At 69.7% G+C, this 26,739-nt stretch carries 19 protein-coding genes and 1 pseudogene; 9 read left to right on the top strand and 11 right to left on the bottom strand.

Going from position 1 to position 26,739, the window contains the following annotated elements:
- Positions 1–38: 38 nt before the first annotated feature.
- On the bottom strand, positions 39–3,389 hold the full coding sequence (locus ACIP5Y_RS43915) for an error-prone DNA polymerase (RefSeq protein ID WP_400359480.1): 3,351 nt from the start codon (positions 3,387–3,389) through the stop codon (positions 39–41).
- A gap of 157 nt (positions 3,390–3,546) precedes the next feature.
- On the opposite strand from ACIP5Y_RS43915, the gene ACIP5Y_RS43910 reads away from it, so the two are divergent.
- From ACIP5Y_RS43910 to ACIP5Y_RS43895, 4 genes are all read left to right on the top strand, one after another.
- Entirely contained in the window at positions 3,547–4,587 is a 1,041-nt protein-coding gene (locus ACIP5Y_RS43910) for an SDR family NAD(P)-dependent oxidoreductase (protein WP_400359478.1), read from the top strand.
- A gap of 186 nt (positions 4,588–4,773) precedes the next feature.
- Complete coding sequence (locus ACIP5Y_RS43905) at positions 4,774–6,063, top strand: sensor histidine kinase (protein ID WP_400359476.1); 1,290 nt, start codon at positions 4,774–4,776, stop codon at positions 6,061–6,063.
- Positions 6,063–6,719, top strand: a complete 657-nt coding sequence (locus ACIP5Y_RS43900; protein WP_400359475.1) for a response regulator — start codon at positions 6,063–6,065, stop codon at positions 6,717–6,719. Before ACIP5Y_RS43905 ends, ACIP5Y_RS43900 begins: the two co-directional genes overlap by 1 nt.
- A 105-nt stretch (positions 6,720–6,824) precedes the next feature.
- A complete protein-coding gene (locus ACIP5Y_RS43895) occupies positions 6,825–8,276 on the top strand; it encodes a nitrilase-related carbon-nitrogen hydrolase (protein ID WP_400359473.1) in 1,452 nt (483 codons plus the stop codon).
- 568 nt (positions 8,277–8,844) lie between these two features.
- Here ACIP5Y_RS43895 and ACIP5Y_RS43890 read toward each other — a convergent pair.
- The 5 genes and pseudogenes from ACIP5Y_RS43890 to ACIP5Y_RS43870 form a co-directional block, all read right to left on the bottom strand.
- A pseudogene (locus tag ACIP5Y_RS43890) lies at positions 8,845–9,507 on the bottom strand (sucrase ferredoxin); the annotation flags it as partial.
- Positions 9,508–9,574: 67 nt separating this feature from the next.
- Entirely contained in the window at positions 9,575–10,135 is a 561-nt protein-coding gene (locus ACIP5Y_RS43885; protein ID WP_400359472.1) for a YdeI family protein, read from the bottom strand.
- Positions 10,136–10,272: 137 nt separating this feature from the next.
- On the bottom strand, positions 10,273–11,037 hold the full coding sequence (locus tag ACIP5Y_RS43880) for an alpha/beta fold hydrolase (RefSeq protein ID WP_400359470.1): 765 nt from the start codon (positions 11,035–11,037) through the stop codon (positions 10,273–10,275).
- 101 nt (positions 11,038–11,138) lie between these two features.
- The gene (locus ACIP5Y_RS43875; RefSeq protein WP_400359468.1) at positions 11,139–12,980 is read right to left on the bottom strand and encodes a DNA polymerase Y family protein; all 1,842 of its coding nucleotides are present in this window, start codon (positions 12,978–12,980) and stop codon (positions 11,139–11,141) included.
- A gap of 123 nt (positions 12,981–13,103) precedes the next feature.
- On the bottom strand, positions 13,104–13,856 hold the full coding sequence (locus ACIP5Y_RS43870; protein ID WP_400359466.1) for a hypothetical protein: 753 nt from the start codon (positions 13,854–13,856) through the stop codon (positions 13,104–13,106).
- Between the two features lie 236 nt (positions 13,857–14,092).
- Here ACIP5Y_RS43870 and ACIP5Y_RS43865 point away from each other — a divergent pair, with 236 nt between their 5' ends.
- Positions 14,093–15,223 carry a serine/threonine-protein kinase gene (locus tag ACIP5Y_RS43865; protein WP_400359464.1) on the top strand — a complete coding sequence of 377 codons (1,131 nt, stop codon included), beginning with the start codon at positions 14,093–14,095 and terminating at the stop codon, positions 15,221–15,223.
- An 88-nt stretch (positions 15,224–15,311) separates the two neighbouring features.
- Here the strand turns inward: ACIP5Y_RS43865 and ACIP5Y_RS43860 are convergent, their stop codons facing one another.
- Together ACIP5Y_RS43860 and ACIP5Y_RS43855 are read right to left on the bottom strand one after the other, a co-directional pair.
- Entirely contained in the window at positions 15,312–15,953 is a 642-nt protein-coding gene (locus tag ACIP5Y_RS43860; RefSeq protein WP_397006714.1) for a response regulator, read from the bottom strand.
- 72 nt (positions 15,954–16,025) lie between these two features.
- Positions 16,026–17,351 carry a PspC domain-containing protein gene (locus ACIP5Y_RS43855; protein WP_400359462.1) on the bottom strand — a complete coding sequence of 442 codons (1,326 nt, stop codon included), beginning with the start codon at positions 17,349–17,351 and terminating at the stop codon, positions 16,026–16,028.
- 466 nt (positions 17,352–17,817) lie between these two features.
- Here ACIP5Y_RS43855 and ACIP5Y_RS43850 point away from each other — a divergent pair, with 466 nt between their 5' ends.
- The 3 genes from ACIP5Y_RS43850 (at position 17,818) to ACIP5Y_RS43840 (ending at position 20,755) form a co-directional block, all read left to right on the top strand.
- Positions 17,818–18,483 carry an MspA family porin gene (locus tag ACIP5Y_RS43850; protein ID WP_400359460.1) on the top strand — a complete coding sequence of 222 codons (666 nt, stop codon included), beginning with the start codon at positions 17,818–17,820 and terminating at the stop codon, positions 18,481–18,483.
- 345 nt (positions 18,484–18,828) lie between these two features.
- On the top strand, positions 18,829–20,559 hold the full coding sequence (locus ACIP5Y_RS43845) for a PspC domain-containing protein (RefSeq protein WP_400359458.1): 1,731 nt from the start codon (positions 18,829–18,831) through the stop codon (positions 20,557–20,559).
- On the top strand, positions 20,552–20,755 hold the full coding sequence (locus ACIP5Y_RS43840; RefSeq protein WP_397006707.1) for a hypothetical protein: 204 nt from the start codon (positions 20,552–20,554) through the stop codon (positions 20,753–20,755). Before ACIP5Y_RS43845 ends, ACIP5Y_RS43840 begins: the two co-directional genes overlap by 8 nt.
- A 138-nt stretch (positions 20,756–20,893) precedes the next feature.
- On the opposite strand, the gene guaA is transcribed toward ACIP5Y_RS43840, so the two are convergent.
- On the bottom strand, positions 20,894–22,459 hold the full coding sequence (gene guaA, locus ACIP5Y_RS43835) for a glutamine-hydrolyzing GMP synthase (protein ID WP_400359456.1): 1,566 nt from the start codon (positions 22,457–22,459) through the stop codon (positions 20,894–20,896).
- 214 nt (positions 22,460–22,673) lie between these two features.
- Between guaA and ACIP5Y_RS43830 the strand changes: the two genes are divergently transcribed.
- Positions 22,674–23,498 carry an alpha/beta fold hydrolase gene (locus ACIP5Y_RS43830; RefSeq protein WP_400359455.1) on the top strand — a complete coding sequence of 275 codons (825 nt, stop codon included), beginning with the start codon at positions 22,674–22,676 and terminating at the stop codon, positions 23,496–23,498.
- A gap of 363 nt (positions 23,499–23,861) precedes the next feature.
- Here ACIP5Y_RS43830 and ACIP5Y_RS43825 read toward each other — a convergent pair whose 3' ends face one another.
- Positions 23,862–24,992, bottom strand: a complete 1,131-nt coding sequence (locus ACIP5Y_RS43825; protein WP_400359453.1) for a GuaB3 family IMP dehydrogenase-related protein — start codon at positions 24,990–24,992, stop codon at positions 23,862–23,864.
- A 77-nt stretch (positions 24,993–25,069) separates the two neighbouring features.
- Complete coding sequence (gene guaB / locus ACIP5Y_RS43820; protein WP_400359451.1) at positions 25,070–26,629, bottom strand: IMP dehydrogenase; 1,560 nt, start codon at positions 26,627–26,629, stop codon at positions 25,070–25,072.
- Positions 26,630–26,739 lie beyond the last annotated feature (110 nt).

Genomic DNA, 26,739 nt, shown 5'->3' with positions numbered 1-26,739 from the left:
TCATTCGGTTGGAGGCCGCTTCGCTCGCTGCGGGTGGGTCAGCGGAAGTCGCGGGAGCGGGCGGTGATGCGGAGGTCCATGCGCTGGAGGTGTTCGGCGACGATTGTCACCGCGCCTTCGGCGTTCTGGATGCGGCCGCGGATGAGGAGGGCGGGGGCGGATTGGGCGAGGCGGCGGTAGCGGGCCCAGAGGCCGACCGAGCAGACGACGTTCACCATGCCGGTTTCGTCCTCGAGGTTGAGGAAGGTGACGCCGCCGGCGGTGGCGGGGCGCTGCCGGTGCGTGACCGCGCCGCCGACCAGCACCCTTGCGCCGTCGCGGATATCGAGCAGGCGGGCGGCGGGCACCACGCCGAGGGCGTCCAGGCGTTCGCGCAGGAATTCGGTGGGATAGCTGCCCGGGGAGACGCCGGTGGCCCACACGTCGGCGGCCGCCAGTTCCAGTTCGCTCATGCCGGGCAGGGTGGGTGCGGCGGTGGCCGCGCCGGTGCCGGGCAGCCGGTCCGGTCGCTCTCCCGCCGCCGCCCCGGCCGCCCACAGTGCCTGCCGCCGGGTGACGCCGAGACTGCCCAGCGCGCCCGCGGTGGCCAGCGATTCCGCCTGCGGCACCGTCAATTCCACGCGTCCGGTGAGATCCAGGAACGAGGTGTACGGTCCGGCCGCGCGAGCGGTCACGATCTGCTCGGCCAGTTCGGTGCCGATGTGCCGGACCGCGGCCAGCCCCAGCCGCACCTGCATGCCCGCACTCTCCAGGGTGGCCTCGGCCAGGCTGTGGTTGATATCGGGCCCGTGCACCGCCACCCCGTGCCGGCGCGCATCGGCGACCAGGGATTGCGGCGAGTAGAACCCCATGGGCTGGGCGCGCAGCAGTCCCGCGCAGAACGCCGCCGGATGATGCAGTTTGAACCACGCCGAATAGAACACGAGCGAGGCGAAACTCTGCGAATGGCTTTCCGGGAAGCCGAAATTCGCGAAGGCACACACCTTCTCGTAGATGCGGTCGGCCACTTCTCCGGTGATGCCGTGCAGGTCCTGCATGCCCTGGTAGAAGCGGGCGCGCAGCCGTTCCATCTTCTCCGGTGAGCGTTTGGAGCCCATGGCGCGGCGCAGTTGATCGGCTTCGGCGGCGGTGAAACCCGCGACATCCACGGCCATCTGCATGAGCTGCTCCTGGAACAGCGGGATACCGAGCGTGCGTGCGAGCGAATCCTTCAGCGCCGCATGGTCGTATTCGGCCTTCTCCTGTTTGTTGCGGCGCCGGATGTACGGATGCACCGACCCGCCCTGAATGGGTCCCGGCCGGATGAGCGCCACCTCCACGACCAGGTCGTAGAAATTGCGCGGTTTCAAGCGCGGCAGGGTCGCCATCTGCGCCCGCGATTCCACCTGGAACACGCCGACCGAGTCGGCGCGGCACAGCATGTCGTAGACGGCCTCCTCGGTGAGGTCCAGCCGATGCAGTTCGACCGTCGACCCCTTGTGCTCGCGCACCAGGTCGATCATGTAGTGCAGGGCGGACAGCATGCCGAGCCCGAGCAGGTCGAACTTCACCAATCCCGCTGTGGCACAGTCGTCCTTGTCCCACTGCAGCACACTGCGGTCGGCCATGCGCGCCCATTCGGTCGGGCATACGTCGGCGATGGGCCGGTCGCAGATCACCATGCCGCCGGAGTGAATGCCGAGATGCCTTGGCAGGCCCTCCAATTCGCCGGCCAGCGCGAGCACGTCCGCGGGGATCTCGGTGTGTTCTTCCTGCGCCACCCCGGTCCACCGGCTCACCTGTTTGCTCCACGCGTCCTGCTGCCCGACCGAGAAGCCCAGGGCGCGTGCGGCATCCCGTACGGCGGACCGGCCGCGGTAGGTGATCACATTGGCGACCTGCGCCGCGTATTCGCGCCCGTATTTGGCGTAGACGTGCTGAATGGCCTCCTCGCGGCGATCGGATTCGATGTCCACGTCGATATCGGGTGGCCCGTCCCGCTCCGGCGACAGGAAGCGTTCGAACAGCAGTTTGTTGGCGACGGGATCCACATTGGTGATGCCGATGGCGTAGCAGACCGCGGAATTGGCGGCGGAACCCCGGCCCTGGCAGAGGATGTCGTTGTCGTGGCAGAAGCTCACGATGTCGTGCACCACCAGGAAGTAGCCCGGGAACTTCAATTCCCGGATGACCCGCAGTTCGTGCTCCAACTGCTGGTACGCCTTCGGATTCCCGGCGCGCGCACCGTAGCGCAGGGCCGCGCCCTGCAGTGTGAGTTCCCGCAGCCAGCTGTTCTCGTCGTGGCCCTCCGGCACATCGTAGGGCGGGAGTTTCGGGGCGATCAGCCGCAGGTCGAAGGCGCATTCGCGGGCCAGCGCAAGGGCATTCGACACCGCTTCCGGGCAGGCCGCGAACAGGCGCGCCATCTCCGCACCGGAGCGCAGGTGCGCGCCGCCGGTGGGGGCGAGCCAGCCGGCCATGTCGTCGAGGCCGGTGCGGGCGCGAATGGCGGCCAGCGCCATGGCCCGGCGGCGTTGCGGTGGCGCGGCGAAATGCGCTCCGGTGGTGGCGAGTACGGGTAGCCCCATCAGCTCGGCGAGCTGGATGAGCCGCGCATTGCGTTCGTCGTCCTCGGGCACGCCGTGGTGGGTGAGTTCCACGCTCACATTGCCCCGGCCGAATCGTTCCACCAGTTCCCGCAATTCGGCCTCGGCCGCGGCGTCGCCCTGTTGCAGGGCTTGTCGCACGGTGCCTTTCCGGCAGCCGGTCAGGATGTGCCATTCCCCGCCCGCGGCTTCCGTGAGCCGGTCCAGGTCGTAGCGCAGGATGCCCTTCTCGCCCGCCGCCATGTGCGCGGCCGCCATCTCCCGGGACAGCCGGCGGTAGCCCTCCTGTCCGCGGGCGAGCACCAGCAGGTGTGGTCCCGCCGGGTCCGGTGCGCCGGTGCGGGGCGCGGAATCGCCTGGCTCACCGGCCTTTCCGCGCCGTACTCCGCGGGGTGCGAGGTGGGCGCCGGGGCGGGCGGCGGTGCCGAGGGAGAGTTCCGCGCCGAAGATGGTGGGCATGCCCCATTCGCGGGCGGCCTCGGAGAAGCGTACGACGCCGTAGAAGCCGTCGTGGTCGGTGAGGGCCAGGGCCTCGAGTCCGAGCCGGACGGCTTCCTCGACGAGTTCTTCGGGCTGGCTCGCGCCGTCGAGGAAGCTGTAGGCGGAGTGGGTGTGCAGTTCGGCGTACGGGACGACCGGTCCGTCGGGCCGGCGGAGTTCGCCCGCTTCGTATTTCTCGCGTTTGCGGGACCAGGCCGGGCCGTCGCCGCCGTCCGCGTCGATCTCGGGTCGCTGCCGGTCGGGGCGGCCGGACAGGACGCGTTCCATTTCCGCCCATGACGGGGGTCCGTTGTGCCAGCCCATGCCCACCTCCTCCGCCGACCGACCGGTTTCGGTATCGAACATACATTCGATACCGAGCAGTCTCTACAGCGGCGGGCGTGTCGCAGGGCACCCCTTCGTGGCGCTGGAACTTACTTTGGAGTAAGTTCGAGGCAATTCGATCTGCAAGGGAGCAGCAATGAACGCGGTATCGCGGAGCGATTCGACGGGGGGCGGCGGCCGGGCGGCGGGTGGGCCCGATAACTCCGTCGACAACGGTTACCTGGCCCGTCGGCGCGCCCGTCGCGACCTGACCGGCAAACACGTCCTCATCACCGGCGCTTCCTCCGGTATCGGCCGCGCCGCCGCCGTCGCCGCCGCCGAGAAGGGCGCGGTCCTGTTCCTGCTCGCCCGCCGCGGCGACGAACTGGCCGGCGTGGTCGACGAGATCCAGGCGGCGGGCGGCAGCGCCTTCGCCTACCAGTGCGATGTCACCGACGCCGAATCGGTCGACCACACCGTCAAGACCATCCTCGACACCCACGGGCATGTCGACATGCTGGTCAACAATGCCGGCCGTTCCATCCGCCGCGCCGTGCACCGGTCCACCGACCGCATGCACGACTTCGAGCGCACCATGGCCGTCAACTACTTCGGCGCCGTCCGCATGACCCTGGCGCTGCTGCCGCAGATGCGGGAACGCAAAGACGGTCACATCGTGAACATTTCGAGCGCCGGGGTGCAGGTGGCGACCCCGCGGTTCGCCGCCTACCTGGCCTCCAAGGCCGCCCTCGACAAGTTCGCCGAGGTCACCGCCGCCGAAATGCGCGCCGACAACATCACTTTCACCACCATCCACATGCCCCTGGTGAGCACCCCCATGATCACCCCGTCCGGCGACCAGGGCACCTCCGCCCAATCCCCCGAATGGGCGGCCGCCACCATCGTGCGCGCCCTCACCGAACGACCCCGCCGCATCGACGTCCCCCTCGGCACCCTCGCCGAATACGGCACCCTCTTCGCCCCCGGCGTGAAAGAGCGTGTCCTGCACCGCTATTACCGCGCCATCGGCGACTCCGCCGCCGCCAAGGGCGAAGCCCCCGCCGACGCGGACACCCCCGCCGCCGACGCGGAAACCCCTGCCCCGCAACGCCGTCGCCGCCCGGTCCCGCCCGCGGTCCGAGCCACGGGCACCGTCCTCCGCCGCGCCGCCCGCCTGGTTCCGGGCACCTACTGGTAAACCCGCGGGTCAGCCGCCTCGGTCCGCCCGGGTAGTCCTCCCGGCGAACCGGCGCCTCGTCGTTCACCCGTACTCGCCGCACTGTGACGGCCGATACCCTCCGGCGAGCCACTCCCAGGGATGAGGGCGGAATCATCCTCGGGCGGGAGGACGCGCGGGGCCTGCCCGGGGGAAACTCGAAGCGTTATGGGTACTTGCGCTGCCGCCCCGGGCTTTCACATCATCGAGGGGTTGCTGGGAAGGCTGCCGGAGCGGACGTGGAGACCACCGGCGTGGGTCAGCGACGCCGGCATAACAATCCTGGTCACCATCGCCACCGTCGGACCGGAACTCGCGGAACGACGGCCCTGGTGGGTGATCGGTCTGGCCCTGCTGGCCTCGGTCCCGCTGTTCTGGCGCCGGCGCGCCCCGCTGACCACGCTGTGGGCGGTCGGCTCCGGGATCATCGCGCTGGCCTGTACACACGCACTGCCGCCGCTGCCCTACGGAACGGTGGTGTGCGCGTACACGATCGCGGCCTACGGTGTTCCGGCCGTCCGGGTCGTCGCCATGATCGCCGGAGTGCTGGGCATTCTGGTGTCACTCGTGCTGCCGGGTGAACCACCGGAATCGTATGCCTATGCGGCACTGTCCTTCCTGACCGCGTGGACGCTCGGCACCGTCGTGCGTGCGCGGCGCACCCAGATCGACCTGCTGAGCGAACGCGCCCTGCGCCTCGACGAGGAACGGGTGGCCGCCGTGGCGCGTGAACGGGTGCGCATCGCCCGCGACGTGCACGACATCGTCACGCACTCACTGGGTTTGATCATCGTGCAGGCCGAAACCGGCCCCCTGCTCACCCGCACCGACCCGGACCGCGCCGACGCCACCTTCGCCGGCATCGCCGACACCGGCCGCAGCGCCGTCCACGAACTCCGCCTCAGCCTCGCCGCCATGCGCGACGGCCTGACCACCGGACCCGACGGTCTCGCCACCGCGCACGACAGCCTCGCCGCCACCTATGCGGGCGCCCCGCGCCATCAGCCCGGCCTCGACGCCATCCCGGACCTCGTGGATACCTGCGAGCGCGGCGGCCTCACCGCCACCCTCGACGAAAAAGGCGACCGCCGAACGGTATCCGGCGAAACCGGCGTCACCGCCTACCGCGTCGTCCAGCAGGCCCTCACCAACACCCTCGAACACGCGCGCGCCGACCGGGTGGCGGTCACCCTGCACTGGACCGAATCCCACCTGACCGTCCGGATCAGCGACAACGGCGCCACGGCGACGGGTACCGGGGACGGAAGTACCGCCCGCGACAACGGGATCGCCGCCGTGCGCCGCCGGCTCCGCACCCCGGAACCCGGCCGGCGCACCGGGTCGGGGCTGACGGGTATGCGGGAACGGGTCACGGCCTGCGGCGGCAGTCTGCACGCCGGGCGGACCGATACCGGGTTCACCGTCGCGGCCGAACTGCCGCTCGATCGGGAGCCGTGATGCGCGTACTCGTCGTCGACGATCAGGACCTGTTCCGGGCCGGTTTCGGCATGATCCTCTCCGCCCAGCCCGATATCACCGTGGTGGGTGAGGCCGCCGACGGGCTCGAGGCGGTCAGCCAGGCCGCGGCGCTGGCCCCCGACGTGGTGGTCATGGATATCCGCATGCCGCGCCTGGACGGGGTGGCGGCCACCGCCCGCATCTGCGCGGACACCGCCGCGAAAGTATTGGTCCTGACCATGTTCGACGCGGACGAATACGTGTATGCCGCGCTGCGGGCCGGGGCCAGCGGGTTCCTCCTCAAGGATGCTCGCCGCGAGGAACTCGTCACGGCCGTCCGCGTGGTCGCCGCCGGCGAAGCCTTGCTCGCGCCCGCCGTCACCCGGCGCGTCATCGCGCAGCTCTCGCAGCGTTCCAGCGCACGCCCGGAACTCTCGCGGCGGCTCACCGAATTGACTGACCGGGAACGCGTCACCCTCCGGGAACTGGCCCGCGGCCAATCCAATGCGGAGATCGCCGACGCTCTCACCGTCACCGAGCACACGGTGAAAACCCATGTCAGCTCGATACTTTCGAAACTCGCCCTGCGTGACCGGGTGCAGGCCGTGGTCTTCGCCTACGAATCCGGTCTGGTGGTGCCCGGCCGCGACGGCTGAGCGCGCTGCCGGATATCCGCCCGAAGTGACTCGCCCATAGGAGCGACCATCGGTTCACTCGTGTCGGCGATGTGCGCGGTAACCGCGGTGACCAGCATTGATGTGGTGAAACGACTTCTGTTTACGCTTGCCGCGGCGGGGATTTCGGCGGTGCTGTGGTGGCTCGGCACCGGATTGCATCCCGTGCCGGTGGTCGTCATGTTCGCGCCGCTGCCCGTGCTGCTCATCGCGCCGCGGGTGCCCGCATCGCTGGCCTTCGCGGCCGGATTCGGGTCCTGGCTGGCCGGGGCCTACGGCTATATCCCCTACTTCACCGGCACGCTGGAGCAGCCACCGCTCGCGACGGTCGTGCTGTTGGGGGTCACCGCCACGACGTATGCGGCGCTGATCGCGTTGACCCGCATACTGATCCGCCGCGGCCGGCTCGCCGCCGCGGTGCTCGCGCTACCGGCGGGGTGGGTGACGATGGAGTACCTGATCTCCCGGCAAGCCCCGTTCGGGGCGTGGTGGAGCCTGGCCTATACGCAGGTGCGGGTGCTGCCGCTGATCCAGGTCGCGTCGCTGACCGGATGGCTGGGCGTCTCGTTCCTCGTCATGCTGGTGCCGGCGGCAACGGCCGTACTGCTCGGCACCGATGCGCCTCGTATGCCGCGAATCCGTTGCGCCGCCGCCGCGTTCACTGTGCTGATCGTCGTGCTCGGGTTCGGGTTCTGGCGGCTGTCCGAACCCGCCGGGGACAACCCGGTGCCGGTGGCTGTACTCGCGGTCGCGCAACCCGACGACTATGTGCCGGTCGATTCGGCCGACGGCCGGGACATGATCACCCGCGTGGTGAGCGAGGTCGACAAACTCGCTGACCGTGGCGCACGCATCGTGGTGCTGCCGGAGAAATCCTGGCGGGCAACGGATTCCAGCCTGACTGCTCTCTCCGGTCCGCTCACCGAGGTCGCTACGCGGCGCGGCGTGCACGTGATCGCCGGGCTACTCCTCACCCGCGGCGACACCACCACCAATGTCGCCATCGACTACCCGACCGGCACCGTCTACGCCAAACACCACCTGGTCCCCGGCCTCGAAGCCGACCTGACCCCAGGCACCGGTGTAGCGAAGGTGCCCGGCACCTCCTGGGCCCTGGCCGTCTGCTTCGACCTCGACTTCCCGGACCTGCTGCGCGCCAACCGAACCGCCGGCGCAACCATGCTCCTGGTCCCCGCTCTCGACTTCGGCGACGACCATTGGCTGCACAGTCGCATGGCCGTCCTGCACGCGGTCGAATCCGGCCTGGCCCTGGCCCGCCCCGCCCAACTGGGCGACCTGGTCCTCAGCGACGCCCAAGGCCGAGTCCTGGCCTCCGTCAACACCAGCACCGCCGCCACCCATTCCGCCCTCGCCACCCTCCCCCAGCCCACCACCCCCACCCTCTACTCCCGCCTCGGTGACTGGACAGCCCGGCCCGCCGCCCTCCTCCTCGCCTTCACCATCCTCAGCGCCTTCCGCCGTCCCAGCCCGCGAATCAACATCCCTGAGCGCCAGTCGAATTCGGTAAGCGTCCACTGACGAGACCCTGGCAGCGCAATCTACGGCCGCACCGCACCGGCGGGATCACCGGAGGGCGCATCGCCGACGAGGCAGGACGCACTACCGGCCGGTGGACTCAGTCCAGCAGCCGAACCGAATCGGCGACAACCGCCGTAGCCGGTTTGGGCCCGGCCCCGCAACTCGCCTGCCGCGGCGCGTAGGCAACAGTGCGCGCGGTAACCAGCCACCGGCGGCCGTCCCGATGCGTCACGAGCGCCGCACCCGCGAAAGTCGCCGGATCACCGGAAACCGGCGTACCGGCCGGAGCCGCCGCCACCACGAGATCGCCGACGCAGACATGAGAGTCGGCATCACCGGCGCCGACTCCCGGATCGTCCGCACCGATGGCGGCAGACCGCCCCGCCCCGGTACCGGAATCGACAGCCGGTCGCGCCATAGCCGGACCGTCGACAGCCCACACAGGGACCGAACCGTCAGCTGCGCGCACAGGGACCGAACCGTCAGCTGCGCGCACAGGGACCGAACCGTCAGCTGCGCGCACGGGAGCCGGGTTGTCGGCGGTGAAGGATTCGTCTGCGATGCGCTGGCGGACGGCCACTTCCGCGACCTGTTCGACCGGTGTGTAGCAGCTGCGGCCGCGGAGGCCGGTGAGGGAGACCTCGCCGCGGCGGGCCGCGGCCAGCATGGTCAGGGCCGAATCCTGGTCCAGGCGGCCGTAGGTCAGGCCGGTGGGGAGGAGCACCACGGCGGGGGCGAAACGGTGGCCGCCGGTGTGGGAGCACTCCCACACGTCCGGGCAGGCGGCGGCCAGGCCCGCGGCGATGGGGCGGCCGAGCAGGGCGCAACACTGGTCGCGTCTGCCGTGCGCGCACACCAGGACCAGCGGATCCGTCACGGGCACACCGATGCCCGGGGCCGGGCCGTTCAGCAGGTGCAGGTCCAGGTCCAGGAGTTGTTTCAGGTCGGTGATCTCGAACCGCTCGCACCAGGAGCCCTCGGGCCGCGAACTCGCGATGAGAATCGTTCGCACGCCCTCGAATTCATTGCGCCCGGGCCGCCGGATGAGCATGGGCCGCACCTGCGCGGCCTTGGTGCGGGCGGCCAGTTCGACGGTGATCTCGGCGCCCAGCACCTCGTCACCGATCACATCCCGTCCCCACGCGCCGGGCTGTTCCACGCACAGCCAGCCGGTGATGCGGGTCGCGCTGCCGGGTAGCGGAATCTCCTGCGCGGCAGCCGAACACAGCATGCCCTCGAAACCCGTCACAGCGAAAACTCCCGTACCGCGGCCGATCTCATCGGCACTCCGAGCCTCGTCACAACGGCTGCCCGTCGATCAGCTTGCGAATGATCTGGTCCAGGCGCCGCGCCCGTGTCTCCGGGCGGGCCGCGCTGCCCAGGTGATACCCGACCGCGATGCGGGACTGCACGGGCAGCGTCTCGAAGAAGGCCGCCGCCTCCGGGTACCGGGTCAACGCGGCGAGAAAATCCTCCGGCAGGTCACCGCCCACGGCATTGTCCCAGCGCCCGTCCTGTCTGGCGTCGTCGATCTCAGCCTGCCCCGCCGGATGCATGAGCCCCTGCGCGATCAACTCCCCCGCGATCCCCACATTCCGCTGCGACCACTGACTGCGCCGCCGCCGCGGCGTGAAGCTCATGAGGAAGAAGTCGTCGTCGATGCGCCGGGACTGCCCGTCGATCCAGCCGAAGCACAGGGCCTGCCGCAGCGCCCCCTCGTAGTCCAGCGAAACCTGCCCCGAGCCTTTCTTGGCGAATTTCAGCCAGATCCCGTCCACCGCCGCATGGTTGGCGGCCAGCCATTCCCGGAACGACTGCTCGTCGGGAAACAACAGCGTGGGACGCTCGGATGCGGACACGAGTCAACTGTAGATTCCCGCCCGCAAACCCCCGCCACCTGCCGCGCGAACGCGTGAGTAGGCAGCGAGCGGGAACTGGTGGTGGCGGCCTCTCGGGCGATGCCGCAACCATTGCCCACTCGCGACTCGGTGGGCCCTCAGTGGCCGAGGAAGGGGAGGACTTCGGCTTCGAATTCGCGGTGGCGGTCGCGGTGGATGCTGTGGCCGCAGGTGAAGGTGCGGACCGTGCAGTCGGGGATGGTGGCGCGCATCTGCTCGAGTTTGTCCGGGTCGACCATGCCGCCGGGGCCGCCACGCAGGAACAGGGTGGGCGCGGTGATGTCGGACAGGCCCGCCCACCACTCCGGATACGGTTTGCGGAACTGTTCCAGCGCCGCACCCGTCATGGACCGGTCGAAGGCCAGCACCGCGCGCGGATGCCGGATCAGACTGCTGGTCGCGTGCCACAGTTCCGGGACCGAAGGCAGGCGGCGGGTGAATGTCATCTGCTCGTCGCCGGATCGCAGCGGCAGCGGCTGCTCCTCGATCACCAAGCGCCGCACCAGTTCCGGCCGTTCCATGGCGGTCCAGGAAATGGCGTAACCGCCCAGCGAATGCCCGACCAGATCGACCTGCTCCACCCCGAGCCGTTCACACAACCGCAGCGTATCCGCCCCGAATTCCGGGAAACGATATGAGCCGGTGTGCGCACTGCGGCCGTGCCCGCGCAGATCGGGAATGATCACCCGCCGCCCGTACTGCACCAGTCGCGCCGCCAGCCGATCCCAGGTGTGCCCGTCTCCGCCCATACCGTGCACCAGCACCACGGGGACATCGCTGAGCGGATGACCCGCCGCCGCCCCGGAATCCCGGTAGGCGATCAGCACGTCGTCCAACTCGACCCGGTTGACCGTCAACTCCACGATCAACCAGGGTACGGACCGCCGCCGGGCGCGCGCCGCACTTTGTGTGCACTGCCATAGCTCCGCAACCGGCCCGCACAGCACCCGTGACCAGCACGCTCTCACTCGTACAGCCCCTCCACATGCCAGGCGCGGTTGTAACCGAGCAGCAGCAAGGCCGGGAGGGTGCGCTGCTCGTCCGGCGGCAGCAGCACCTGCGCGCGAGCGGCATACCCGTGCTGAAGTTGGTGCGTCCACCATCGGTCATCCAGCGGCCAGGGCCCCGCCCACCCGACCAGATCCCAGCTGCGACTCCCCCAATGCAGCCGCGCCGGCTCAGCGGTGAACAACCCCCGATCCGTCACCCAGACCGGCTCCCCATCCTCCGCTTCCAGACGCACCTCCGGCCGATCGGCCAGAATCACGGTCGGCGCAGGCTCCGGCAACCGTCCCGGCCACGGCTGCGCCGGATCCGCCGCCGGCACCGGCTCATCCCCCAACGCCACCATGGTGACCCGTTCCGCCGGCCCCCGCCCGCCACTCAACACCCCCATCCGCACCGCACCCCCACCCAGCAACCCCTGCACCCGGGCCAGCGCCCGCCGCGCCCGCTCCTCGTCCTCCCCCACCCCACCCCACAGTCCGAGCTGCAACGCCCCCGCCGCAACCACTTCCACCGGCTCCAAGCGCAGCACGGTAATAGGCGAGCCGAGGCCGACCAGCGACTCACCCGCCGAATCCCATTCCCCGGCATCGCGATCCGTGTCCGCCACGGCACGGCCCGATCCGCGCCGAGAGCCGGACACGTACTCCTGTCCGCCGAAACCCGTGTCCGCCACGGCACGGCCCGATCCGCGCCGAGAGCCGGACATGAACTCCCGCCCGCCGCGGCCGGGCACGCCTTCCGGCCCGCCGGTGCGTCGTTTTCCGCTGCCGCGCTCGGACGCGCGAGGGCGGTGCGATCCCGGGCGTCCGCGCAGGCTGCGGCGGGTGAGCCAGCCGTCGAGTTGCCAGCGGATGCGGTCGGCGGTGCTGTCGGGGGTGAGGGGTTCGGCGCAGCGCCAGGTGCGGGAGAGATGTTCGCCCGCTTCGGTTTCCGCGTGGATGACGAGGCGGGTGCAGGCCACGGACGCGTTGGCGAGTTGCTCGTGCAGGCGGGCGGCGAGCATGCGGCCGGCGAAGGCGGCGGCGTCGACGCGGTCGATCGGTGGGTCGCAACGGTATTGGACGGTCAGGTCCGGGGGGATGGGGCGGGCCGAGGGCGGGCGTTCGGGGAGGGCGCGCGCACAGCGGTGCGCGGCAATGGCATCCGAGCCGAAACGGGACGACACCTCGGCGGGGGTGAGCGCCGCGAAATCGCCGATCCGCCGCAGGCCCAGCCGGTGCAGCAGATCGATCAGGTCACCGCGTTCCGGGGCCGCCAGCACCGGTTCGCCCGCGATTTCGGAGATCGGCAGCGGGGCAAGGAACTCCGCGCCTTTACCGGCGGGCACGAGGGTGGCGCGCCGCGCCGCCAGGACCGCGGTGGACAACTCGTCCGCGATCCCGATCTGGCATTCCACGCCGACCGCCGCGACCGCGTCCACCAGTCGTTCCGCCGCCGCCGCCTCGGAGCCGAAGAACCGCGCCGCACCGCGCGCGCCCAGCACCAGCAGTCCCGGCCGCAGCACCTCCACGCCCGGTACGGTCGCGTCCACCGCCGTCACCACGGGTTCGAACGAGCGCGCGTCCCGGTCCGTATCCTCCTGCGCCACCAGCAGTTCCGGGCACCGCGCCTGCGCTTCCCGCTTCTTCAGCCCACGCCGCACCCCTTCCGCGCGCGCCACCGCATTGCAGGCCACCACCTTGTTGTTCGCCAGCACCGCGACCGCCCGGGTCGCCGGCGCCCCCGCCTCGGCGGCCGCCGCCACCGCCGGCCAGTCCAGGCACCACACCGCCAGCACCCGCCGAGCCTTCACACCCATCTCTTCAGATGACCGACCGCACTCTTCCCATGATCGAACGCCCTCTCCGCGTGGCCGAACGCACTCTCCGCGTAGTAGAACGCGCTCTCCGCGTGGCCGGTAGCGCTGGGAATGACGGAAGGGTCAGGAAGCGGCATGGCGGTTGATAGGTAGCGGCTCTGCTGTAAGAGGTTGGACGACGGCGGGTTCCGTATCCACCCATTCGACCCTGCCGTTGCAGGGACTCATGGCCAGGTGCCCGGTGCGCGGTTGCGCGGAACGACCGTGCACAGAGACATTCAGGCGGACGCCGCGGAGCCGCCCGCAGCCGCGGCCGAGACCGCTGTACCCCGTGACCCGCGTGTCGATTCGCAGCACCGGCCCCGCCCAGGCCCCGCCGGTGACCACGAGCGTGGCGTTCTTGCTGCGCGCCTTGGCGGTGAGAATTCGAGTGCGGGACATGGGGATCGACGCGCCGCCCAGATCCAGCACCACCAGATCCAGCCCATCCAGCAAAACCGAGGCAATCTCCAGCGGGTCGTCGCCCGGCTCGGCGACCACGGCCAAACGGTCCAGCCGAGCACCCATTTCGGCAGCAGCCAGCAAGCCCAGCCGTGGCAGTCCCACCACCGCGGCATGACCGCCCGCGGCGGTGACCGAAGCCAGCAAACCGGCGAGCAGCGAACTCGCGCCCCGGTACGCCACCACCGAGCCCTTCGCCAATCCACCGTCCGGCAGCAGACCCTCCAGGGCGGGCGGCACCGGCAGCGCCTCGCGCCGTTTCTCCGCCGCGACCGGGGCCCGGTCGTGTGCGCCCGCGCCACGCGCCGGAACTGCGGCAATGCGCTTGCGCAGCTCGGCCAGCTGCCGTTGTCTCGCTTCCACCGCCGAACCCATCTATCGACCACCTCTCCCCATCGACGGAGGACCCGACTCCCGGGAGCGCATGACTCCACCCATTTGCTCCGGACCGCACACTACAAACAGCACCGATTCAGCTAACGATTCTGATCGAATGCATGTTCGATCAATGCACAGTAGAACTCGAGGCCGGGCGCGCGTCAAGAGGCAGTGGCGCAAACCTCGGGTTTCGAAGCAGGCCGGTTAGCACGGTTTTCCGCTACCCTGCACCCGTGACCGAACGCGCCCGTCCCATTCTCGGCCCCGATTCCCTGGTCGCCGGCCGTTACCGCCTGCAATCGAAACTCGGCGGTGGCGGCATGGGCGCCGTATGGCTGGCGCACGATCGCATGCTGAAGCGGGATGTCGCCATCAAGCAGGTGCTTTCCACGGCCGGCCTCAGCGAGCAGGAGGCCAATGCGGTCCGCAGCCGCATCATGCACGAGGGCCGGGTGGCCGCGAAGCTCTCACACGAGCACGCCATCGCCGTCTACGACGTGGTGCTGGAGGCGGGTGAACCCTGGCTCGTCATGGAGTACCTGCCCTCCCGCAGTGTCGCCAAGGCGCTCGCGCTGGTGGATCAGCTCTCCCCGATCGAGGTCGCGCAGATCGGCGCGCAGGTGGCGGACGCGCTCGCGGCCGCGCACTCCGCCGGCATCGTGCACCGCGATATCAAGCCCGGCAATATCCTGGTCGCCGACCGCGGCGACGAGGTCGGCATGGTGAAGCTCAGCGACTTCGGCATCTCCAGCGGCGCCAACGACACCAGCGAGGAGATCGGTGACGTCATCACCGGCACCCCCGCCTACCTGCCGCCGGAGGTGGCGCGCGGCGCCCGGCCCACCACCGCCAGCGACGTATTCTCGCTCGGCGCAACGCTGTACACGGCCATCGAAGGCCAGCCGCCCTACGGTTTCGACGACGACAGCGATGCGGTCGTGGAACGCGCGGCCATGGCGCAGATCATTCCGCCGCAACGCAGCGGACCGCTCACCGCGGCCCTGCTGCACATGATGGAACCGGCGCCGCAACGCCGCCCCACCATGACCGAGGCGCGCAACGAAATCCTCACCGCCGTCTTCGGTCCCGGCACCGCGCCCTACATTCTCGGCGCCCCGGTACGCACCGAGGACGGCACCATTCCGGCGTGGGCGGCCCGCAATTCCGCCGCCGGCCTGCGCAGCCCGCATTCCAGCCCGCTGCCCCGCCCGCCGCGGCAGCCCGCCGCGACTCCGGCTGCCCCGCAACCCAAGTCGAAGGGCTTCGACCTGAGCGCGCTGGGCCCCAATGCCGGTCCGCTGGCCGTGGCGATCGGACTGCTCATCGGCATCCTGATCATCATCGTGCTCGTCGTCGTGCTCTGACCGCCACTCCCCCGCCTCCCCGAGACTTTGGCGCGCGGCCAAGTGCCGTTGACTTACCTCAAAATCGGTTGGCGCGCCTTTGCTTACCTCAGTCGATGCGGCGGCGGTGTGCCCAGCGGGTGAGGGCGTTGCGGTTGGACTGCTGGGTTTTACGCAGCACGTTCGAGGCATGCGTTTCAACGGTTTTCACCGAGATGAAGAGGGTTTCCGCGATCTCGCGGTACGTGTAGCCGCGCGCCAGCAGGCGCAGTACCTCCAGCTCACGCGGGGTGAGCGAGTCGAGCTCCGGATCCAGCGGCGGTTCCGGCACGGGTGAGCGGCCGGTGAACGAGTCCAGCACGAAACCGGCCAGGCGCGGCGAGAATACGGCGTCCCCACCCGATACCCGCCGGATACCGTCCGCCAGTTCGGGACCGGAGATGGTCTTGGTGACGTACCCGCGCGCGCCCGCCCGGATCACCGCGATCACATCCTCGGCGGCGTCGGAGACGCTGAGCGCCAGGCACACCGGCCCCGGATCGATGCCCTGCAGCACGGCCACGCCGCCACCGTCGGGCATGTGCACGTCCAGCAGCACCACATCCGGTTTGGCCGTCTTGATTCCGGCGATGGCCTCGGCCACCCCGCCGGCCTCGCCGACCACTTCCATATCGGATTCCCGGCTCAGCTCCGCCCGCACCCCGGACCTGAACACGGCGTGATCGTCGACCAGAAACACCCGGACACTCACCTGCTACTCCTCACCTGACGCTCGCCGATCCAGCTTCCTGGGTCTCCCCCCACACAGCTTGCCTCATCGGGCTCACCGCTGCGCGGCGCCTTCCACAGTGTCCTGGGTGTCTCCGCTGTCCGCGGTCTCCGGCTGCACGACGAGCCGTTCATCGCCGCCGTCCTTGCGCGGCATGAAGATTCGCACCTCGGTGCCCCGGCCCGGCGCGGATTTGATCTCCGCGCGCCCGCCGCGCCGCTCGATCCGCGCGCGAATGGATTTCGCGAGCCCCTGCCGGTCGGAGGAGACCTGATCCATGTCGAAGCCCTTGCCGCGGTCGCGCACGAAGATGCTCACCTGATGCGGCTCCACCTCCGCGAACAGGTCGATGGACGGCACCTCGGCGTGCTTGGCCGCATTGACCAGCGCCTCCCGGGTGGCGCCCAGGACCGCGGTGAAATGCTCCTTGGGCAGCCCGATTCCGCTGTCGTCGAGATCCATCGACACATCGCCGACGGTCACCGGCGTCACCTTCACGCCGTGCTGGTCCTCTACCTCGCCCGCGATGGTCCGCAGCGCGGCCGCGAGACTGGACTGCGCCGGCGCGGTGTCGTCGAACAGCCACTTGCGTAGCTCGCGTTCCTGACTGCGCGCCAGCCGCACCACTTCCTGCGGATCCTCGGCCTGCCGCTGGATCAGTGCGAGCGTCTGCAGCACGGAATCGTGCAGATGCGAGGCGATCTCCTCGCGCTCGTCATTGCGGATACGCGCCGCGCGTTCGGCATTCAGCGTCCGCACCATGCGCAGCCACAGCGGCACGGTGAGCAGTCCGGCCCCGATCAGCGTGACCGCCACCGCCAGCAGGGCCGATCCGAGCGAACTCAGATTGATGCGCGCCAGCACCACCACCCCGAGCCCCACCACGATGAGCGTCGCCCCGCCCACGATGCGCGCCCACGTCACCACCGACGCCTTGGCCGGCAGCCCGATGACGGATCTCGGCCCGTCCGCATCGAATTCGCGCCACACCAGCGCCGCACCGATGGCCACCACGATGATCGGCCCCACCACGTGCGCGGCCGTCCCGTTGAACAACCATGCCGTCACCACCGACAGCGACAATCCCAGCAATGCCAGCCCGACGGCCTGCCGCCGCTCCGCCGCCGTGGGCGCCACCGCGGCCCCCGTGGCCGGCGTGAAGATCCACAGCATCCCGTAGGCGACGATCCCGGCCCCCGCCAGCGCGGACAGCAGCACGAACGCCATCCGCACCTTGAACACGTCGACCCCGAGGTGATCCGAGATCCCCCCGGCCACCCCGCCGACGATCCGGCCCCCGGACCGCCGCATCAGCTTCGGTGGCTGCACATCGGCGACGGCCCCGCGAGCGGGGTCGAACAAGGGCAGCGACGGATACATGCCTTCGATACTGGCACGCGGCCCCGACAGGCGACATCGGGAAACACCCCGATTCCCACCCTGATCGACCGTCCGGTCCGGACAGGAATAAGCCACTGACCTGCACGGTCAGGCGTCGGGCTCGGGCAGAGTCGGCCCTACCGCGCCGCGCAGGAATGCAACTCCCACCTGATCTCCGAGCGCCTCGCGGTCCGGATCGGACGCCCCGGCGTCGCAGCCTGCCCGCCTGCGCCGCCGGACCGGACAACCCGCCGCGCCCGGCCCGGCCAGCGGTTTCACGACGCTTCCGCCCGCAGCCCCCGGCGTGGCCCGGCCCCGCATCCCTACCGTTCTTCCCGGGGCTACCGCGTCTCTTCCCGAGACGGCCGCGCCCCACCGGAACCGGCCCAGGGGGACCGGATTCCGCGGGGCGACAGCCCCATTCGTGTCCGCTACCGCAGCGGCGCATCCGGTTCGGGGAGGAACCATGCTCGTCAAAACCGCCATCGCCGGTGTCATCGCAAGCGCCGTCACAGTGGCCAGACTCATCACCGGCCCCGCCGGAGTCGCGCACGCCGACACACTGCCGTCGCACGAGAAGACGGTCACCGCACCCAATGGCATGACCGTCACCGTCGGCCACCGCGACAATGCCGTCCGCCCGGTCGCACCGCTGAACGGCATGCCGACCAATCGGGAGGCGTACCTCGACAACACGTCGTACGGGCGCGTCGAGGGCGGCATCGGCAAGCTGCGCACCGGCTTCTTCATCGCCTGCGCGGTGGACCTGGACGTCAGCTTCGACATCAACGCCACCGCGGGCATCGGCGCGGACGTGTCGGGGGGCGTGACCGCCGACCTGACGGGTGTGACACCCAGCGCGAGCGTCGCCATCACCCCGACGATCGGCGCGAATATCGGCGTCGACCTGTCCATCCGGCCCGGCAAGATCGTGGACGTCGAACTGCCGCCCGAACTCCGGGAGAAGGAACTCCCGGCGAACGACACCGGCTACATCATCGACCGCGACTACCGACTCACCGTGCAGAACTGCGGCGGACCGCTGACCGTGCAGGCGTACACCGTCATCGAAGCCTCCTCACCCGAGGCGAACGTCGCCGAGTACGTCCTCGGCGATCCCGAGGTGCTGTGATGCGCCGGGATCGACGGCGCCGCTGGACGGATCTTCCACTGCAGCCGCTGAATTGGGCTCATGCGGGTGGGGATCGAGCCGGGCGCAATGTGCCCGCCCGCTTCGAATCCCTGCTCTCGGCGGACCGCTCATGGCATCCGGTCGACCACCTGGGTCGCATCCTTCGCTCCCGGTGATCGGACCGTGGTCGCCACCGCCGGGGACGGGGGCCTCCGCTGGTGGGATCTCGATGTCCAGCACGCCGTCGACCGCCCTGCCGGTGACCCCGCCCGATGCCAAGTTCAGGTGCTTGTTCAGGGTGAACCCTGATGTGCCTGAACGGCATCGGACAGCACGATAGAACGCATGACGAGAACGAGCGACTGGTCCAGGAGCGCCGGGCGGGCGGGCTTCTCCGATCAGATTCACGACATTTGGCGGACGCGGCCGCTACGGATGCCCAAGCACGGGCCGGTGGCCGGTGTCGCTGCCGGGTTCGGGCGACGGTACGGGGTCGATCCGGTGCTGGTACGGGTGGCGTTCGTGGTGTCAGCGCTGTTCGGCGGGGCGGGGATCGTGCTCTATCTGCTGTGCTGGCTGCTGCTGAGCCAGAACGGGGATCGGAACTCGCCGGCCGAATCGCTGTTCGGGAAGGGTCAGAGCTCGCAGAACTCGTCCAAGACCATCGTGCTCATGGTGGCGTTGGGGATCGCCGTGAGCACGATGGGACCCGTCGGGATCGGGCTCGGCGGATCCGGCGTGATCAGCTTCCTGCTCATGCTGGGCGGCTGGTGGCTGCTCTACCAGCGGCAACCGGTACCGCCCGCCGGATACCTGGAGCAGGCGGCGCCGGACAGCTTCCTCAATACCGGATACCCGGGCACCACCAACCCGTACTGGACCGGAGTGCCCGGCAATGCCGTCACCTTCGAGGCCTACGGGCCGTACACCAAACTCCCGGACCACTACGAGCCCGACCCGAACCTGGCGCAGCAGCCCCTGGCCGACGAGTCACCCACCGAAGTCCTCGCCGCACAGCGCATTCCGGTCACCGATACGGCGACAGCGGTGTTGAACACGACCGGCCCGTCGGACGAGGCGCCCACCATCAACCTGCGCGCCGACGGCGATCTCGCAAAGGATGACGCCGAAACGGTTGTGCTGCACAAGAATGCGAGCGGACCCGGCACCCCTGTCGACCTGGACAAGGGCCTTCCGGCCGGCACCTCGGGAGCGCCGGACGTGTCCGGCGCCGAGGACTCCGCCGCGCAGTCCGCCGCAGGCTCAGGTCAGGACACCCCGCAGGACGCGCCGCCCACCGACAGCAAACCCCCGGCCCTGCACCGTATTCCACCGACCTCCCCACTCGCCCCCCGCAGCTTCGGCGGCTACGGCCCGGCCCCGATCTCACCCGAGTTCGGCCCCACGCCGCCCGGCTGGGATCCGCTCGGGGTCGCCCCGCTGGCCTGGGATCTACCGGAACCTCGGACGGCGGTGCGGGAACAGCCGCCGGTGCAGACGCTGCCGTCGCGACCGCGCTCCCGGCTCACCCCGGTGACCATCGGCCTGGCCATTCTGGCTGCCGCGGCCGCCGGCGCGATGGCCGCCTCGGGCATCGATTGGATGACGCCCGGACGCATCGGCGCGGCCGCGCTCGCGGTGCTCGGTATCGGTCTCGTCATCGGCGCGTTCATGCGGCGCGGGCACGGTCTGATGGTGTTGCTGGCGCCGCTGGCCGGATTCGTCATCCTGGCCTCGCTCATCGGCCCGATCCAATTCGACAAGGGCGCCATGGGTGATCACCGGTGGGCCGCGGTGACCGGTAGCGAACTGGAGCCGGTCTATCACGTGACCATGGGGTCGGCCACGCTCGATCTGTCCAGGCTGCAGTTGACCGAGGATCGTGCGACCACGGTCAAGGTGCGGATGGGCGATGCCCGGGTGGTGCTGCCACCCAACCTGCGGGTGCACACCGAGTGCACCGTGCGCATGGGCGACTCGAATTGCCTGACCGGCTGGTCCGGTCCGGCGACCGGTCCCGCCCTGAACCTGACCGTCGATGTGCAAATGGGAAATGCGGAGGTGAAACGTGGCTGAGAACAACAAGACCCGTCGTCCCTCGTTCTCGTTGCTGCTGGCCGGACTGCTCGGTCTGGGCGTGAGTGTGTGGGCCTTCATCGGCCCGCATTACTGGCCCGTGTCGGGCGGAGTATCTCTAGGCTGGATTGTGGTCATCGCGGCCATCGTGGTCGGTATCGTTCTGGTTCTGACCCCGCGTAAGAACCGGGATTGACCACCGCGCTGCCTCACCCTCGCCGAGGCAGCGCCACCCGGCCTTCGATGAACTGCCCTCGGAGAAGGCCGAAGGCCCCTCACCACAAGGTGAGGGGCCTTCACACTGTTCCGGGCAGGTCGTGAGAACCGTTCCGGCTCACTCCCATTCGATGGTGCCCGGCGGCTTGCTCGTCACGTCGAGGACCACGCGGTTGACCTCCGCCACCTCGTTGGTGATGCGGGTGGAGATGCGTTCCAGTACCTCGTAGGGCAGGCGGGTCCAGTCGGCGGTCATGGCGTCCTCGCTGGAGACCGGGCGCAGCACGATCGGGTGACCGTAGGTGCGGCCGTCACCCTGCACGCCGACGCTGCGGACATCGGCCAGCAGCACCACCGGGCACTGCCAGATCTGCTTGTCCAGACCGGCCGCGGTGAGCTCCTCGCGGGCGATGGCATCGGCCTGGCGCAGGGTCTCCAGCCGGTCCGAGTTCACCTCGCCGACAATGCGGATGGCCAGGCCGGGGCCCGGGAAGGGCTGGCGCGCAACGATTTCCTCCGGCAGGCCGAGCTCGCGGCCGACGGCCCGCACCTCGTCCTTGAACAGCAGGCGCAGCGGCTCGACGAGCGAGAACTCCAGATCGTCGGGCAGACCGCCGACATTGTGGTGCGACTTGATGTTCGCGGTACCCGCACCGCCACCGGACTCGACCACATCCGGGTACAGGGTGCCCTGCACCAGGTATTCGACTTTGGCCTCGCCCTGCTCGCCGACGACCTCGGCGACCGCGTCCTCGAACGACCGGATGAACTCCCGGCCGATGATCTTGCGCTTCTCCTCCGGGTCGGTGACGCCCTTCAGCTCACCCAGGAACTTGTCCACCGCGTCCACGGTCACCAGCTTGGCGCCGGTCGCGGCGACGAAATCACGCTGCACCTGCTCGCGCTCGCCCGCCCGCAGCAGACCGTGGTCGACGAACACACAGGTCAGCTTGTCGCCGATGGCACGCTGCACCAGCGCGGCCGCGACAGCCGAGTCGACACCGCCGGACAGACCACAGATGGCGTGCCCGCCACCGACCTGCTCCTTCACCTGCGCGATGAGGGCCTCGGCGATATTGGCGGGCGTCCACGCGCCCGGAATCCCGGCGATCTCGTGCAGGAAGCGGCTCAGCACCTGCTGCCCGTGCGGCGAATGCAGCACCTCGGGGTGGTATTGGACACCGGCCAGCTTGCGCGCACGATCCTCGAACGCGGCCACGGGCGCGCCCGCGGAGGTCGCGGTGACCTCGAAGCCGGCGGGGGCGTCGGTGACGGCGTCGCCGTGGCTCATCCACACCGGCTGCCGGGTGGGCAGCCCGCCGTGCAGGACACCGCCGTCGACGCTCAGTTCGGTGCGGCCGTATTCGCGAGTCCCGGTGTGGGACACGGTGCCGCCGAGCGCCTGCGCCATGGCCTGGAAGCCGTAGCAGATGCCGAAGACCGGCAGGTTCAGATCGAACAGTCGCGCATCCAGTTGCGGTGCGCCGTCGGCGTACACGCTGGACGGGCCGCCCGAGAGGATCACCGCGAGGGGCTTCTTCTCGGCGATCTCCTCGACCGTGATGGTGTGCGGAACCACCTCGGAGTAGACGCTGGCCTCGCGCACCCGGCGCGCGATCAGCTGCGCATATTGCGCCCCGAAGTCGACAACAAGGACTGGTCGCTGGGTTTCTGCCACCGGCACAGTCTACGGAGCGACACAGGACACACCTGACCCGGGCGACGCGAGTTGGAACGTGACAACTGATCTCGCGAGGTGCGGGTAACGCCCCGGGTACGCCCGAAATCGGTTCGGCACCCGACCGCCGGCACGGGCGCGCGACGGGCAACGGCACTCGGCCGCCCGCCAAAGTCGCGGAGAGGCGAAAAGAGTCAGAGTCAATGGCTATCCTCTATCCGTGCCATTCGCCCGTGCGATCGATGCCGAGATCCATTACGAGGACAGCGGGGGCGACGGTTCGGTAGTTCTGCTCGGGCACGAATTCCTCATGGACCGAACGATGTTCGCGTCGCAGGACGCGGCATTGACACCGGAGTTCCGGCTGGTCTCCTGGGATGCGCGCGGGCACGGCAACACCCGCGACGAGGGGCTGCCGTTCACCTACTGGACCTGCGCCCGGGACGCCCTGACCGTCATGGATCGACTCGGCGTGGAACGCGCCGTGCTGGGCGGAATTTCGCAGGGCGGGTTCATCGCACTGCGCACCGCACTGCTCGCCCCCGAACGCGTCGCCGCCCTCATCCTCATCAGCGCCGAGGCACAGGAGCCCACTCCCCAGGAACTCGCGAATGCCCGCCGCTTCCTGGACAAGTGGCACGACGAGCCCCTCCGCCCCGCCCTGGCCGACCACCTCGCCCGCAGCCTCATCGGCGACGACGACTGGTACCGCGGCGTCTGGGCGAAACACTGGCTGGCCCGTGACCCCGCCACCCTCGCCGTGGCCGCCGGCGCCCTCCTGGAGCGCGATTCGCTCCTCGAGCGACTATCCGAAATCACCTGCCCCGCACTGATAATCCACCCCACCCACAGCGGCATCCCGCACACCCACGCCCTCGAACTGGCGGCCCGCCTCCCCGACGCCCGCTACGTCGAAGTAGAAGGCGCCCGCCGCACCGTCAACCTCACCCACCCGGTAGCCGTCAACTCGGCAATACGCGAATTCCTCCGCGATCAAGCCGCGCCGCCTCTCCGTGACTTCAGCGCCCGGCTCGGGAGCCGTTGACACCACTGCATGCGGGCCGGCACGAAATCAGTTGACGCCTTTGCAGAACGACGCGCCGAATACGCCCAGCGCGAACACCATCGGTCTCCGCGCACCCCGGCGACCCCACAGCACACCCGCCACAGACGACTCGTGCCCCGCGCAGCCGAAGCAACGCGAGGCACGATGTAGAAACCCGCTGTCAGCATCCGCTACCGGTTCGCTGTCTTCGTCACCAAAGGCGACAACAGATTTCGCGGCAATCGGGGTAACTCCCCGGGTACCCCCAAAATAGTCTCGGCACCCGACCGCACCCCGCATGCACGACAGCCAACGGATGTCAGCCGCGCGCAAAAGTCCCGGGGAGGCGGAACAGCACGGCGATTACCTCACGTTGAGGCCGACCTTCTGGAATTCCTTGAGGTCGCTGTAACCGGCCTTGGCCATCGAACGGCGGAGGCCGCCAACCAGATTCAGCGAGCCGAACGGGTCGTTGGAGGGGCCGTTGAGGACCTGCTCCAGCGGGACGCGCTCCTCGTCGATGGCGTACGGCAGCACCGCGCCGCGCGGCACCGAGGGGTGCGCGGCGGCCGACGGCCAATACCAGCCGCTGCCAGGGGTTTCCGCCGCCATGGCGAGCGGCACGCCCAGCATGACCGCGTCCGCGCCGCAGGCGATGGCCTTGGCGATGTGACCGGAGGTCAGGGTCTCGCCGTCGGCGATGACGTGCACGTAGCGGCCACCGGTCTCGTCGAGGTAATCGCGCCGCGCCGCAGCGGCATCCGCGATGGCGGTGGCCATCGGCACGCCGATGCCCAGCACCTCGTTGGTGGTGGTCGCGCCCTGCATGGAGCCGTAACCGACGATGACGCCCGCCGCACCGGTGCGCATGAGGTGCAGCGCGGTCCGGTGATCGGATACGCCGCCCGCCACCACCGGCACATCCAGTTCGGCGATGAAGGTCTTGAGGTTCAGCGGCTCACCGTCACCGACGTGCTCGGCGGAGATGATGGTGCCGTGCACGACCAGCAGGTCGATCCCCGCCTGCACCAGCGCCGGGGTGAGCGCCCGCGCGTTCTGCGGGCTGACCCGCACCGCGGTGGTGACACCGGCGGCACGCACCTCGCCGACCGCGGCGGCCAGCAGGTCCGCCTTCATGGGCGCGGCGTGCAGCTCCTGCAGCAGCGCGACGGCGGCCTCGGTGCCTTCCTTCTCCGCGACCTCGGTCAGCTGCTGGATCTTGGCGTCCACATCGGTGTGCCGGGCCCACAGGCCCTCACCGTTGATGACGCCGAGGCCGCCGGCCTTGCCGAGCTCGATGGCGAACTTCGGCGAAACCAGGGCATCGGTGGGGTGCGCCAGGAACGGGATCTCGAATCGGTAGGCGTCCAGCTGCCACGCCAGCGAAACCTGCTTGGAGGAGCGGGTCCGCCGCGACGGAACGATGTCGATATCGTCCAGCTCATAGGTGCGCCGGGCGGTCCGGCCCATGCCGATCTCGACCATATCGCGCATCGTTCAGTCCTTTCGGGTTCGTTTGCCGCACATGACAAAGCCGGTCCGCGGACTTTCCGCGAACCGGCGGCGTCCGGCTACGAACGGGCGTTGTAGTTGGGGGCCTCGACGGTCATGGTGATGTCGTGCGGGTGCGACTCTTTCAGGCCCGCCGCCGTGATCTGCACGAACTGGGCGGCCTGCAGGTCCGGAATGGTCTGCGAGCCGGTGTAACCCATGGCCGCGCGCAGACCGCCCACCAGCTGGTGGATGACCTGATCCAGCGGGCCGCGGAACGGCACCCGGCCCTCGATGCCCTCGGGCACCAGCTTCTTCTCCGACAGCACGTCGTCCTGGAAGTAGCGGTCCTTGGAGTAGGACTTGGCCTCGCCGCGACCCTGCATGGCGCCCAGCGAGCCCATGCCGCGGTAGCTCTTGAACTGCTTGCCGCCCACCAGGATCAGTTCACCCGGGGATTCCGCGGTGCCCGCCAGCAGCGAGCCCAGCATGACGGTGGACGCGCCGGCCGCGAGGGCCTTGGCGATATCGCCGGAGTACTGCACGCCACCGTCGGCGATGACCGGCACACCGTGCGGCTTGCACGCGGCGACGGCCTCGAGGATGGCGGTGATCTGCGGCGCGCCGACGCCCGCGACCACGCGGGTGGTGCAGATCGAGCCGGGGCCCACGCCCACCTTGACGGCGTCCACGCCCGCCTCGACCAGCGCGAGCGCGCCGGCCCGGGTGGCGATATTGCCGCCCACGATCTGCACGCGATCGCCGACCTCGGCCTTGATCTTGGAAACCATCTGCAGCACACCGGACTGGTGGCCGTGCGCGGTGTCGACGACGAGCACGTCCACGCCGGCCTCGGTGAGGGTCATGGCTCGCGACCACGCGTCCTCGCCGACGCCGACCGCGGCGCCGACCAGCAGGCGGCCGTCGCGGTCCTTGGTGGCGTTCGGGTACTGCTCGGTCTTGACGAAGTCCTTGACGGTGATCAGACCGCGAAGCCGGCCGTCGCCGTCCACGATCGGCAGCTTCTCCACCTTGTGCCGGCGCAGCAGACCCAGCGCGGCCTCGGCGGTCACGCCCTCCTGGGCGGTGATGAGCGGCGCCTTGGTCATGATCTCGGCGACGCGGCTGTTCTGATCCACCTCGAAGCGCATATCGCGGTTGGTGATGATGCCGACCAGCCGGCCGGTCTCGTCCACCACGGGCAGACCCGAGATGCGGAATCGCGCGCACATGGCGTCGACTTCGGCGAGCGTATCGGTCGGGCGACAGGTCACCGGATCGGTCACCATGCCCGCCTCGGATCGCTTCACGGTCTCCACCTGCGCGGCCTGATCGGCCACCGACAGATTGCGGTGCAGCACACCCATACCGCCGGCGCGCGCCATGGAGATGGCCATGCGCGCCTCGGTCACGGTGTCCATGGCCGAACTCACCAGCGGGGTGCGCAGCGTGGTGTCGCGAGTCAGCTTGCTGGAGGTGTCGACCGAGCTCGGGATCAGATCGGAGGCCGCGGGCAACAGCAGCACATCGTCGAAAGTCAGGCCGAGCATGGCGACCTTGCCGGGATCATCTCCGCCCGTATGGGGGCGGCCGGCGCGTCCGGCGAAATCACTGCGTTCGCCCGTCACGGGACTGCTCATTCGGATCGACCCCTCCTGGACCTCGGCATCATCCACCGGACCGGGCACCGGTGGACGTTGGGATGAATGACAAAGCCGGCGTTTGCGACCCGGCCTTTGAGGAACCATGG

Source organism: Nocardia sp. NPDC088792 (assembly GCF_044750615.1).
Lineage (GTDB): Bacteria > Actinomycetota > Actinomycetes > Mycobacteriales > Mycobacteriaceae > Nocardia.
Note: the sequence above shows the minus strand (reverse complement) of the source record. Positions and strands in the feature narration are given on the sequence as shown.